Raw genomic sequence first — 12875 nt, 5'->3', positions numbered from 1 at the left:
TTGCCTTCATTACAACATAAAAAGTATTAATTAAAAGTTTATTCTATTAAAATGATACCCAGCTTCTTATATACTAAATATCCTATCCTATCATCTTTAGGTAATTTATTATCTTTAAGAAATTTATATAATGCATACTTCATCGAGTCACCATAAATTCCATCTATAGGTCCATAATAATATCCTTTTCTCTTTAATCTTCTTTGAACTTCCTGTACATCAGAACCTCTATCACCTGGCCTTAATATTCTAAAACCATAACCAAACGGCCCAAATGGTCCACTAAATAAGATAACTGGCGTATTATATTTAACAATACTATATAATTCCTCTATATCTTTATTTCTCATTCTAACGCATCCATGTGAAGCATTATAACCAATAGATGTGGGTTTATCCGTTCCATGAATCCCATATTTCCCCCACGGTACATTTATTCTCATCCATCTTGAACCAAAACCTCCACCCCATTTCGCTTTTTCAATTATCTTAAAGCTACCTATAGGTGTAGGAGTACTTGGTTTTCCTGTTGCTACAACATATTTTTTTATAACTTTATTTGCATTGGCATCATATAGGTATAAATATTTTTTATCTATATCAACTAAAATTACTAAATTTTTGTAATTATAATGTTCTTTTAATTGTTTTTCTTCCCATGCCTCATATTCTTTATATATTTTATTCAGTTCTTTTAAATTATATTTTTTTAACCCTACTGCACTTATTAATTCATCATTGTTTTTTATAAATAATAAAAAAATTACTATCGGTATTATAAAAATTATGTATTTATTTTTGCGCAATCCCCTATCACCTCCATCTACTTAATTATATGCTTAAGCTAAATAAATATAATAGAACAAAATCTTCGATTAAAATAGATTATTATAAAAAAACAGTAAGCTAACTGCTCACTGTTTTCTAAAAACTGATTTGTATTTTACAAATATTTTTGTAACATACTTAACTGCTCACTTTTATTATCATCAACAAACGAAAAATTATCTATCAACTCTTCATTTTCCAATATGATTTTATTTCTATCTACAATCATCAGTTATCACCTTATTAAACTGATTTTAGAATAAAATTTCACTTTTCTCCATACATTCTTCTATTGCATTTTCTGATATTTCTAAAGCCGTTGAACTTACATATCCCTCTTCGTCTAGTAGCTTAAATGTTTTTATAGCTTTATCGTATTTATTAAGTTTCATATATGCATATCCTAATAGTATTATTGATTGTTCTTTGTTTTTGTTATGTTTATCTCTAACTGGTCCTTGCAAATACTTAATCACTTCATCATAATTATTCATAAGATACAATGCTAAGGACAAAGTATTAACTATATAAGACTTAATCTTTCTATTACAATATTTCTTGATTATATCTACTGCTTTGTTATAATCTCCACGAGAAATATAAACTCTAGCTAACTTTTCTGCTACATAATCTTTAGGTTTTCTCTCATTATTGTCATTCCATTTAACTAATAAGCTTGACTTTAAATATTGTTCAGCTACTGTTAAAAACTTCAACTTTGTAGTTTCATTATATTTCGGATTATTCTTAATAACCCAATAAAAATCTAAATTTATAATTCCTAATCTATAAAGCTTATCAACAGCATTATACACCCATTCTTTACTCGCTTTATTAATTTCACTTATATTTTTAATATCTATATCACTTTCTAATTCTACATCCCAACATTTAACAAAAAACTTTTGAGATTTTTTTAAATTACCAACATCATAATTACTAAATAATAATTCTAAATAACCTTTATTATTCGTAACAAAAGAATAAAAAACATTTCTCCAATACCTACTCATTCTAAACTTATCATAGTAAGCTTCTCCTAAGTGATATATTGATTTAATGTATTCCTTTCTACACCTACTTTTTTCACGTGATTGCCTAGTATCAAAATCATCTAAATTTTCCCAAATAATAATAACTTTTTCAAGTTCTTTTATCCCCTCGTCACGTTTTATATCAGCTAGTTGTCTATTGTTCGCTGGTCCATAATACAATTGATCAGGTAATTTCTCTGTTAATAGATACCCTTTCCTATAATGATCTTTAATTCGCGTATCATCTATTATTAACGCTTTACCTATATATTCAATGGCTCTATTTATTTCATCAATTACATTACCATCTTTACGACCTCTAGCTCGAGTCAGTTCTTGAACATTGTGATAATATAAATACCCTAAGTTAGATAGATAAGTTGGATTATCAGGGTTAAGTTCTATACATCTTTTCCTGATTAATTCAGCTTCTTTTCTATACTTAGCTTTTTCTTTAAGATATTTTTCTTTTTCTTTCTTATCTTTAGGTACATCGCCTATTTGTGCTAATTTTGCACATGCAAATGCAATATTATTTAGAATTTCTGAGTCATTCCAAATATCATTAAATTTATTTTTTATTTGGTCTATAGGTTCAAATAGTTTATATATTCCTAACCAATCATTCTTTTGTTTTAACTCATCAAGTTTTTCTATATTACTTCTTGATTTACCTGTATACAGATTGTATCTTCCATATATGATTTCATCTAACTGATCATCTGTAATTATAGATATTAAAGGTAAAAGGTGTTCTCTTTTAATAAATCCCTCTCTTACTGCAATGTGCCAAGCACGGGCATTGGCTTCTTTTGAAGTAATATCTAATTCATCAATAATATCAAATTTTATAATTATGCGTCCTTCTACAATATCAATGTCTTTTACTTTTAGTTCTTTAATATAGTGTTGACCGTAATCTCTTGGTGCAAAGCTTGCTAAACACTGGCTTATGTCGTCTTTGCTAACCCACAGAATATTGCTGTAAGTCTCAATTATAGGTTTTAAACTATAATTTACTCTTCCTCTTTCTAAATCATCCTCACTAAAAAATTTAATAAATAAGTTCAAGCTATCCCCTCATTTCATTTTTGATTCTTAATATTATCTCAATAAACCCATTTGTTTCAGAAGGTGCATATTTACATTTTTTATTTATTCTAGAGTTTCTTTTATAATCTTACCTCTAATTCTAATATATACTAATGACAATATTAAACTATTCCTTCTTTTGTACAAACTTTGCTAAGATTTAAAACAAAAAAACAGCAAGCTGAAGCTCGCCATTTTCTATTTCCAGTAGTCTATTATCTTTTTAAATATTTCAAACTATTTTTCTAAACATTCTTTTACTTTCATCCAATATTTTAGTTTTTCATTAAATGAAATGGCTCTAGCTGGACTTGTTGATGGTAGCCTGAATAATTGTTTTTCTTTTACCAGTTCCTTATCAACTTTTCTTTTGAAAATTTCTTCTGCTTTTGACCCATTAAAAAATATAAACTTTATATTTGGATATTTTAAGAAAAGTGTCTTAAAATCATTGATTTCTGGTTTTTTAATATTAGAATCTAAACTTCCTTCTCTATAACAAGACTTAACTACATCCCATAAAGCTATTTTATGAGATAATAAAAATTGTACTTTTTTATCATAATCTTCTTCTACTTTTTCATTAAACATCATATATATTATTTTCCAAAACTGATTTCTTGGATGTCCATAATACTGATTTTTTTCTAATGATTTCACTCCCGGTATCGAACCTAATATTAAAACTTTACAATTTTCATCAACGATTGGTCCAAAAGAATGTATATTCATATTTTCACCTACTAACCTTAAATGGAAATATTTCAAGCCTGACCCATAAGTATATCTATTATAGTTTCATAATCCATGCCCTTTTTTAATTCAAATACGCCATACTTAAAGCGTCTTTCTGCTTTCTTTAAAAATACAACCTTAGTAAATTCATCTTTATCTGCTATTAAGCCTTCTTTAAATAATCTTTCAACTACACTTTCACTAGTTTCTCCCTTTTTTATTTCAAATAATACTGTATCTTTTTCCTCTTTAACTTTTTCTTGCTCTTCTGTTTTATTTGATACTTCTTTATTTTCTTCATTTTTAGACTGATTCTTTTCTATAATTTCCTTTATATCTACCATTCCTAATTCTCTAGCTCTTCTTTTTATTTCTTCATCAGTATAGTCTATATATTTTACATTAGGTTTAGCTACCATAATTATACCTGCTGAAATAAACATGACTCCTGCTAAAAATAATAATATTGGTACTAGTTTTTTATCTGAAATATTCATAGCTAATCCTCCATTTTTATTCAAGTTAACTATCAACTAATTTTATATTTTACATTTTCAATTTTAAATTTCTTTTATTGTTCTGTTTTTAGAGCATTCTCAAAATATATACTTGTACTTGGAAAAGCTATTTCTACCCCTTCTTCTTCTAGTATTTTCATTATCTTAAAGTTAACATCCTGTTTAATATCTAAATATCTTGCCCACTCTGATGTATTAGTAAAGAAGTATAGTAAAATATCCAAGCTACTATCATTAAACCCATCAAATTTAACAAATATTGTATCTTTATCTACTCCTGGATGTTTTTTTAACATTTCTTCTATTCTATTTATACATTTTTCTAATTTCTCTCTCGGAGTGCTATATGTAACTCCTAGCTTAAAGGTAATACGTCTTATACCTCTTCTTGAATTATTGATTATCGGCTGTCCAACAAGCATCGAGTTTGGAACAGTTACTATTGCTTTGTTAAATGTTCTAATTTTAGTACTTCTAAAACTGATATCTTCTACAACCCCTTCTATATCTGATGTTGTTATCCAGTCCCCAATATCAAACGGTTTATCCATAATGACAACAATTCCACCAAATATATTTGATAGAAAGTCCTTAGCAGCCATAGCTACTGCCAAACCACCTATACCTAAACCAGCTATAAATCCACTGACATCATAATCAAATTCTTCAGCTACTATCCCTAATGTAATCACTACTGTTATCACTCTCATTATCTTAGAGAAAAAAGGTTTTAATACTTTGCTAGTTTTTAGATTGAATTTATCTCCCATTAATTCAAAAAGTATTGAATATGTGCCTTCTAAGTTATAAAACCCCCACGCAATAATTATTACTATTGAAGAACGAAATAATTTTAAAATAAATTGTTCAGTTGAAAAACTTAAAGGAAATAGCTTAATTGCAAAATATGAACCTAATATGACTATAAATGTTCTTAAAGGACTACTAAAAGCTTTAACTAAATCATCATCAACTTCTGACTTAGTTTTACTTGTCAACTTTAAAGCTACTCTTAAAAAGTATTTTGCAAAAACATTTCTCATTATTATAGTAAATAAAAATATAAATATAGCTATCCCTAATTTTTGAATTGGCATGTCTAAAACTACCATACCAACTTCTTTAAAAACTGCTACATAGTCCATAAAAATCACCCCTAAAACAGGCCTTTATTATGATTATTTCTTATATGATTTGCTTAGCTCAACAGCAAGTTTTGAACCAACTACTGCATTATTATAAACTAGCTGGATATTAGATTCTAAACTTTTTCCTCCAGTTATCAGCTTTATTTTAGATAGTAAAAATGGTGTGATATCCTTTCCTTTTATACCTTTTTCATTTGCTTCAATGATAGCATCATCTATTGCTTTATTTATTATATCATAATCCATTTCATACTCTTTAGGTATTGGGTTGCCTACAACTAAACCACCTTTCAGATTTAAATCCCATTTTGTCTTAATAATTTTTGCTAATTCACTTTCAGAATCTACTCTATAATCAACCTTAAATCCACTTTTTCTAGTATAAAAAGCTGGAAATTCATCTGTCTTATATCCAATTACAGGTACTCCATGAGTTTCTAAATATTCTAAAGTTAAACCTATATCTAATATAGATTTCGCTCCAGCACAAACCACTGCTACATTTGTGTTTGCTAGCTCCATCAGATCAGCAGAAATATCAAATGTTTCCTGAGCTCCTCTGTGAACTCCTCCAATTCCTCCTGTAACAAATACTTTTATACCCGCTAATGCTGAAATTATCATAGTTGAAGCTACTGTTGTAGCTCCATCAAGTTTCTTTGCTATTATAAAAGGCATATCTCTCCTACTTACTTTAAATACATTTTCAGCTTTCCCCATGTATTCAATTTCCTCTTCACTCAAACCTACTTTTATTTCCCCTTTTATTATCCCAATAGTTGCAGGTATAGCTCCATTTTCCCTTACTATTTCTTCTACCTTCTTAGCAGTCTCAACATTCTGAGGATAAGGCATACCATGAGATATTATAGTAGATTCTAATGCAACTACAGGTTTTCCTTCTTTTATTGCTTTTTCCACTTCAGGATGTATTTCTAAATATCTATCTATCATAAATTCAACTCCTTTACTTATCTTTAAAGATATTATATCAAAAATATTTACATACAAAAAACTTCGGGTTCTCCCCGAAGTCATATTTATATCATTCTACTCAAAAACGACTTTATTCTAGGATGCTCAGGATTTTCAAATATTTTCTTAGAATCACCTTCTTCAATAATTTCCCCTTCGTCCATGAATATTACTCTATCTGAAACTTCTTTTGCAAATCTCATCTCATGTGTCACTATAAGCATAGTCATATGTTCCTTGGCAAGTTCCTTAATTACATTTAGTACTTCCCCTACAAGCTCTGGGTCTAAAGCTGAAGTCGGTTCATCAAATAACATTATTTCAGGTTCCATTGCCAATGCCCTAGCAATTGCAACTCTCTGTTTCTGTCCCCCTGAAAGTTGAGACGGATAATAATCTTGTTTATCAAGCAAACCTACTTTTGAAAGCAATTCTTTCCCTAGTTTTATTGCTTTATCTTTATTAATTTTTTTAACTATAATAGGAGCTTCAATAATATTTTCAAGTGCAGTTTTATGAGGAAATAAATTGAAATTTTGAAAAACCATACCTACTTTTTTATATCCGTTTTTAGTAATTGATACACCATCAATTTCTATATATCCAGAATCTATTTCCTCTAGCTGGCTTATACATCTTAAAAGAGTACTTTTCCCGGAACCGGATGGACCTATTATTGATATTACTTCACCTTTGTTTACATTAAAAGATATATTTTTTAATACTTTAAGGTCTTTGAAACTTTTGTTTACATTAACTACTCTTATCATAGTACTCTCTCCTAATCAGATATAGAATATCTATCTTCAATTTTTTTAAATATAGTCACAATTATAGAACTTATACCTAAATAAAGTAGTGCTGCTATAATAAATGGAGTTATTGTAAAATCTCTCGTAAGTACTTCTTTAGCTGCTCTCAACAAATCACCCATACCTATAGCCGCTACTAATGCAGTATCTTTTACAAGATTTATAGCTTCATTACATGTTGGTGGAATAACTCTTCTTACAGCTTGAGGAATTATAATTCTAGTCATAGTCTGTCTATAATTCATTCCAAGTGATTTAGCTGCTTCAAATTGGCCTTTATCTATTGATTCAATACCAGCTCTAAATATTTCTGTTAAATATGCTGAATAATTTAATACAAAAGTAAGAGCAGCTGCCGTAAAAGGCATTAAAGAAATACCTATTACAGGCAGCCCATAATACACAAAGAATAATTGTAAAAGCAAAGGAGTACCTCTAAATATCCATGTATATAGACCTATTACTTTTGATATAATATTATATCTCGATATTTTGAACACAGCCAATAAAATCCCTAAAGGCACACACAATATAGCCGTTACAATATACAAATTAAAAGTTGTTATCGCACCTCTTAATATAAATCTTGTAACATCTAAAATATATGTCATTTCCTATTCTCTCCCTATTTAATAACTATGTCTTCACCAAACCATTTCTTAGATATTTCAGCAGCTGTTCCATCCTTTTTCATTTCATCAAGTACTCTATCTAATTCTTGTCTGAATGAAACATCTTCTTTCCTTATTCCAACTGCATATGATTCATCTCCAAGATTTTCTTCAAGTACTCTGTATTCATTTTGTTTTTTAGCTATATAGTATCTTCCAACTATTTCATCTATAACAACTGCATCAATTCTCTTTGCTTTTAAATCTAATAATGCTTCAATATTATTTGAATATTTCCTTACATTCTTTAGATTTTCAACTAAAGTTTTATCTGAATTTAATGCTTGCTCACTACTGCTTCCAAGTTGAACGCCAACTACTTTTCCTTTTAAATCATCTTTGCTATTTATAGCTGAATCGTCATTAACAATTATAATCTGTCTATTTGAAAGGTAAACTTTTGAAAAACTAATCTGCTTTTTCCTTTCATCTGTTACTGTTAACCCATTCCAAATTAAATCAATATCTTTCTTTTTAAGACTTAATATTACTCCATCCCAATCTACTGGTTTGAATTTAACTTCTACTCCCATTCTTTTTGCTGCTTCTTTTGCCATATCTATATCAAATCCTACAATTTCACCTGACTTGTCCCTAAAACCCATTGGTGGGAAATTATCATCAAGTCCAACAATAAAATATCCCTTTTCCTTAATTTCTTCTAATGATTGGTCTTCTGTATTTTTTTGACCACATCCTGTAAATGTTAAAGATAGTAATATAAATGCTAAAATTAATAATACATAATTTTTCTTCATTTGTATCTCCTCCTTAAGCTTATATTTTATGATAATACAAATTATACTTTATCGCTTTAGAAAAGTAAAGTATTAAAGATAAAGAAGTAATCTTTTTATTATTTAGAATTTTCTGTGTGTTTATGTAGGTTAATAATGAACACGAACTAACCAAAATCTTATACCTTTGTCACTCCATCCTAAGTCCCATGGTACTCTGTATCTATCTGTATTATGACAATTTACCAATGGATACCCTTTAGAATCTGCACCTGTAACAACAGAAATATGAGTTACTTTTCCTTTTCTACCATAAGCTATAAAATCGCCAGGAAGTAATTTATAAGCAGCTTTATAAACTTTTTCATAGCTACCATAAGCTATTAATGAACCTCTACCACTGTACAGCATATAATCTTTAAATGCTTGTGCATTAACCCAAGCTTTACTACCACCTTTATTATAATTCCATGTATAAGTCTTTCTAAATTTTCCTCCTTCAAACAAAATTTGCGAAGCAAAGTTTGCACAATCGCCACCTCTAGAATTATAATTTATATATTTATTGTTATATCTATATCCTGTTTTTTCAGAACCAGCTGCTCCACAGTACTTATCTGCATATTCAACTGCTGACTTTCTTCGCTTACTTATTTTAGATAAATCCCTAGGTTTATGTGATAATATATAAGTTTTTATCTCTTCTGTCTTAATATTATCCAATTTCAATGAGTCTGCAAATGGATCGGTATACCATTCTCTTGTAATAAACCATTCATCTTCTTCACCTTTAACAATATCCATTGAATGATATGTCCCTATTCTAAATACATTTATATTACTTTCATTTTCATAAACATATTTATATTCAGTAGACACCATTAAATTAATATAAAACCCTTGTCCCTTTTCTCTGACTTTCCTAATAATAATTTTAGGCTTTATACTTACAAATTTTACTCCCTGCTTATCAGCCCATTTATGTAAATATTTCATTCTCCTAAGTTCATGCGTATACGCCCATCTGCCATATTTGGTTGATGTATTATAAAGCATCGACAGCAAACTTTCATCTTGTTTTAAAATAGCTTGACTTCTTAAATCAAAGATTTTCTCAATTTCATGTGTAATCTCTTTATCAATAAATATTGGTATATCTTTTAAAAACAAGAATTTAACCACTACTAAAAATATAGATACTATAACTAATATCAATATAGCTATATATAACTTCTTTTTTGAAATAATTATAAACATAAGTATAACCCCCGTAATTTCTTCATTCTATAAGATTATATGATAAAAGAATGTAATATAATACAAAAGCGGCCATAGGCCGCTTCTAAATTATCCACTGTTCTTATCCACATTATCAACAATATCCACATGTATTAGTGGATAACTTATGTAAACTTATTAATAACTTATTTACTTAGTTTAACAATATTTAACTTTACATAATAATTTTTTTCCACAATACACAATTTATCCACATGTAATTATTAACAATCTATCCACAATGTCTTATAACTTCGAATCGTTCTAAAATATATCCTTCATCAGGTCTTATGCCTGCTTTTCTTAAGGCTATTAGTACCTGCTCTTCTGGACTATCCACACCTTCTAAATCTGGCAGAAGAACTCCCATTTTATATCCTTTTCTTACAATAACACCGTATTTTTTAATATCTAATTTTTCTATTGTATCTATTTCTTCTGGCTCCTTAATAATATCAACAGAATATTTTAGTCTTTCAAGTTCATCTTCTTCTACAGGATAGAAACGTGGGTCTTCAGTGCCTGCTTTAATTGCATTTCTTATAATCTCTTTTGCTATATTTTCTTCAGTTGGAGCTACAGTACCTATACATCCTCTTAATTTACCGTCTTTTTTTATTGATACAAAAACTCCTGCTTTGTTCATAATCATTTCATCATTAATATCAGTAGATATATCCATAACTTTACCATTCTTTATAAAATACTCTAGACTCTCTCTTGCCAATCTTACATATTCATCTTCATTTTCTCTCATTCTTTGCATTTTCTCTTTTTCATGCTTAATAAGTTTATCAAGTAGCATGTTATCTTTAGATGTTCCTTCAATCTCTGTATAGCTTACACAATAACCAACACCAAAAGGATATTCGTATGAAATTACTTCTGATATGGTTTTATATCCATCTAATAAACCACACATTATCATAATTGAACGAAGACCACATTCTCCAGCTATCTCTGCGAAATTAAAATCTATTTTCATTAATCCTTCTCTATCTCCAGTTTCTAATAACTTTACTATCATTTCATCGAAATCTTTACCTCTTGCGTTGTAACCACTAGGAGCATCTTTTGTTAATTTATGAGATAAATCACCACTAGCTATAAATACTATATTTTCTCTACTTTCTTCAATGACTTGTTTTAATACCATTCCAAATTTATATAACTCAATAGGTGATAATAAACCATAAGTCATATGTACTAGATTAAAGTCAGAGTATTCTTTTTTTATAAAATATAATGGCACTAAAGCACCATGGTCTAATTTATAGTCGACATCATAGTCTGATGCAAACTCTTTATCAATTTTTGCACAAACAATATCTTTATAAGATGCATTTTCTATAATATTATCCACAATTCTTTTATTGTTAACTATCTCAAAATATATTTCCTCACTCCCAAATTTCTTAAAATCTCCTACAAGTTTATCTTCATAAAGAATTGATATTGCATCAGTAAATAAAGGTCCATGTGGAGTAACAATAATTATAGTATCAGGCTTCTTCTTACTGATATCAGATGCTATCTGCTTCATACTGCGAATAGTTTTTGCAGCTTTACTTTCCTGTCCTTTTCCTATTTCAGGTATTATAATTGGCGGATGAGGAAGTACGTATGCTCCTAATATTTTTCCCATCAGTATTCCTCCTATTTTTTATTTTGAGATTATATTTCATAAATGTTTCCCATAGAATAATAATACCCTCTAACTATATTATTTTATTCATTTTCCATTTCTTTAAAATACCTTATGATACCTATATATATTGCCCAAGCAATTTTTTCTTGATACTTACTATTACTTAAAAGTCTTTCTTCATTAGGATTTGAAATAAATCCACATTCTATTAACACAGAAGGAATGTTAACTTCCCTGAGTAAATATATATTATCCCTATCCTGTGGTACTCTCTTATTATTCTTATCTAGAACATTTCTTAGTTCTTCTTGTATAATTTCTGCTAATTTCTTACTATCTTCACATCCTTTTTTATAAAACGTTTGAGCTCCATAATATTTAGATTGTGGAAAACTATTTAAATGAATACTTATAAAGATATCACCTTCACTTTTGTTTACAAATATCTTTCGATTTCTTAAATCTTCGTTTTTTTTCTGCCTATAGGTTTTTGATTTTTCTGTATATAATCCTTTATCTTCTTCTCTAGTTAAAATAGCTATTCCTCCTGTCTGTTCTATTAATCTCCTTAACTTGAGAGCTATTTGTAAGTTAATATCATCTTCTTTTTTTCCTAACTTACCAACTGCCCCTGGGTCAATTCCTCCATGCCCTGGGTCTATAATTATTACTTTATCTGTAATAGGTAGATATAGAGATGTTGTTACGAGATTGTTTGAATTTATATAATAAATAAAACTTACTAATATTAAAAGAAATATAATTATCCATTCTTTTCTTATAATTATTAGTTTCATAGTATTCCTCCTGTTGAAACTATTATTTAATAATATTAAAAAAAACTTTGTCTATATTTGTTAGGTACTAAGTACTTGATACTAGGTGCTAGTTTATAATATTTAATTTACCTTTGTCTATATTCCAAGTACATGCTAAAAAAAGAAAAAAGAGATAAAAAAACACTGGACACAAAGTCCAGTGTTTTCTTATCTCTTTGAGAATTGTGGAGCACGTCTTGCTTTCTTTAATCCGTATTTCTTTCTTTCCTTCATTCTTGGGTCTCTTCTTAGCATTCCTGCTCTCTTAAGTATTGGTCTTAACTCTGCATCAGCTTTAAGTAAAGCTCTAGCAATACCATGTCTTATAGCTCCAGCTTGACCAGTGAATCCGCCACCCTCAACTTTTACAATAACATCATATTTTCCTAAAGTATCAGTTATAACTAATGGTTCTCTTACTATAACTTTTAATGTATCATAATCAAAATATTCATCTAAATTTCTCTTATTTACTATAATATTACCTTCACCAGGTACTAATCTTACCCTAGCAACAGAAGTCTTTCTTCTACCAGTTCCGTAGTATTGCACCTTAGCCACTTACAGTCCTCCTTTCCTTA

13 protein-coding genes are annotated in these 12875 nt (G+C 28.7%); all 13 read right to left on the bottom strand.

From position 1 onward, the window contains the following. Window positions 1-38 precede the first annotated feature (38 nt). Window positions 39-806 (bottom strand): L,D-transpeptidase family protein, encoded by a 768-nt coding sequence (locus tag TR13x_RS08430; protein WP_054871484.1) that lies wholly within the window; start codon window positions 804-806, stop codon window positions 39-41. Window positions 807-1082: 276 nt separating this feature from the next. After that, complete coding sequence (locus TR13x_RS08425; protein ID WP_054871483.1) at window positions 1083-2933, bottom strand: lipopolysaccharide assembly protein LapB; 1851 nt, start codon at window positions 2931-2933, stop codon at window positions 1083-1085. 258 nt (window positions 2934-3191) lie between these two features. Beyond that, entirely contained in the window at window positions 3192-3686 is a 495-nt protein-coding gene (locus TR13x_RS08420) for a DNA-deoxyinosine glycosylase (RefSeq protein WP_054871482.1), read from the bottom strand. 32 nt (window positions 3687-3718) lie between these two features. Continuing rightward, on the bottom strand, window positions 3719-4186 hold the full coding sequence (locus tag TR13x_RS08415; RefSeq protein WP_054871481.1) for an endolytic transglycosylase MltG: 468 nt from the start codon (window positions 4184-4186) through the stop codon (window positions 3719-3721). A gap of 74 nt (window positions 4187-4260) precedes the next feature. Continuing rightward, window positions 4261-5352, bottom strand: a complete 1092-nt coding sequence (locus TR13x_RS08410; protein WP_082394839.1) for a mechanosensitive ion channel family protein — start codon at window positions 5350-5352, stop codon at window positions 4261-4263. A 33-nt stretch (window positions 5353-5385) separates the two neighbouring features. After that, complete coding sequence (locus tag TR13x_RS08405; protein ID WP_407060170.1) at window positions 5386-6306, bottom strand: pseudouridine-5'-phosphate glycosidase; 921 nt, start codon at window positions 6304-6306, stop codon at window positions 5386-5388. 89 nt (window positions 6307-6395) lie between these two features. Next, the gene (locus tag TR13x_RS08400) at window positions 6396-7100 is read right to left on the bottom strand and encodes an amino acid ABC transporter ATP-binding protein (RefSeq protein ID WP_054871479.1); all 705 of its coding nucleotides are present in this window, start codon (window positions 7098-7100) and stop codon (window positions 6396-6398) included. 11 nt (window positions 7101-7111) lie between these two features. Then, window positions 7112-7753: an amino acid ABC transporter permease gene (locus TR13x_RS08395; RefSeq protein WP_054871478.1), complete on the bottom strand. Its 642-nt coding sequence runs from the start codon at window positions 7751-7753 to the stop codon at window positions 7112-7114. A gap of 14 nt (window positions 7754-7767) precedes the next feature. After that, window positions 7768-8571, bottom strand: coding sequence for an amino acid ABC transporter substrate-binding protein (locus TR13x_RS08390; RefSeq protein WP_054871477.1), 804 nt, complete (start codon window positions 8569-8571; stop codon window positions 7768-7770). 129 nt (window positions 8572-8700) lie between these two features. After that, window positions 8701-9807: an amidase domain-containing protein gene (locus tag TR13x_RS08385; protein ID WP_054871476.1), complete on the bottom strand. Its 1107-nt coding sequence runs from the start codon at window positions 9805-9807 to the stop codon at window positions 8701-8703. 253 nt (window positions 9808-10060) lie between these two features. Further along, window positions 10061-11473: an AmmeMemoRadiSam system protein A gene (gene amrA, locus TR13x_RS08380; RefSeq protein WP_054871475.1), complete on the bottom strand. Its 1413-nt coding sequence runs from the start codon at window positions 11471-11473 to the stop codon at window positions 10061-10063. A gap of 83 nt (window positions 11474-11556) precedes the next feature. Beyond that, window positions 11557-12273, bottom strand: coding sequence for an N-acetylmuramoyl-L-alanine amidase CwlD (gene cwlD / locus TR13x_RS08375; protein ID WP_054871474.1), 717 nt, complete (start codon window positions 12271-12273; stop codon window positions 11557-11559). A 189-nt stretch (window positions 12274-12462) separates the two neighbouring features. Then, a complete protein-coding gene (gene rpsI, locus TR13x_RS08370) occupies window positions 12463-12855 on the bottom strand; it encodes a 30S ribosomal protein S9 (RefSeq protein ID WP_054871473.1) in 393 nt (130 codons plus the stop codon). Window positions 12856-12875 lie beyond the last annotated feature (20 nt).

The organism is Caloranaerobacter sp. TR13, from assembly GCF_001316435.1.
GTDB lineage: Bacteria > Bacillota > Clostridia > Tissierellales > Thermohalobacteraceae > Caloranaerobacter.
Note: the sequence above shows the minus strand (reverse complement) of the source record. Positions and strands in the feature narration are given on the sequence as shown.

What these genes read in the sequence shown, in the direction of transcription:
- TR13x_RS08420 (WP_054871482.1), bottom strand. Translation starts at nt 3,686, where the DNA reads ATGAATATACATTCTTTTGGACCAATCGTTGATGAAAATTGTAAAGTT.
- TR13x_RS08415 (WP_054871481.1), bottom strand. Translation starts at nt 4,186, where the DNA reads ATGAATATTTCAGATAAAAAACTAGTACCAATATTATTATTTTTAGCA.
- TR13x_RS08410 (WP_082394839.1), bottom strand. Translation starts at nt 5,352, where the DNA reads ATGGACTATGTAGCAGTTTTTAAAGAAGTTGGTATGGTAGTTTTAGAC.
- TR13x_RS08400 (WP_054871479.1), bottom strand. Translation starts at nt 7,100, where the DNA reads ATGATAAGAGTAGTTAATGTAAACAAAAGTTTCAAAGACCTTAAAGTA.
- TR13x_RS08395 (WP_054871478.1), bottom strand. Translation starts at nt 7,753, where the DNA reads ATGACATATATTTTAGATGTTACAAGATTTATATTAAGAGGTGCGATA.
- TR13x_RS08390 (WP_054871477.1), bottom strand. Translation starts at nt 8,571, where the DNA reads ATGAAGAAAAATTATGTATTATTAATTTTAGCATTTATATTACTATCT.
- TR13x_RS08385 (WP_054871476.1), bottom strand. Translation starts at nt 9,807, where the DNA reads ATGTTTATAATTATTTCAAAAAAGAAGTTATATATAGCTATATTGATA.
- amrA (WP_054871475.1), bottom strand. Translation starts at nt 11,473, where the DNA reads ATGGGAAAAATATTAGGAGCATACGTACTTCCTCATCCGCCAATTATA.
- cwlD (WP_054871474.1), bottom strand. Translation starts at nt 12,273, where the DNA reads ATGAAACTAATAATTATAAGAAAAGAATGGATAATTATATTTCTTTTA.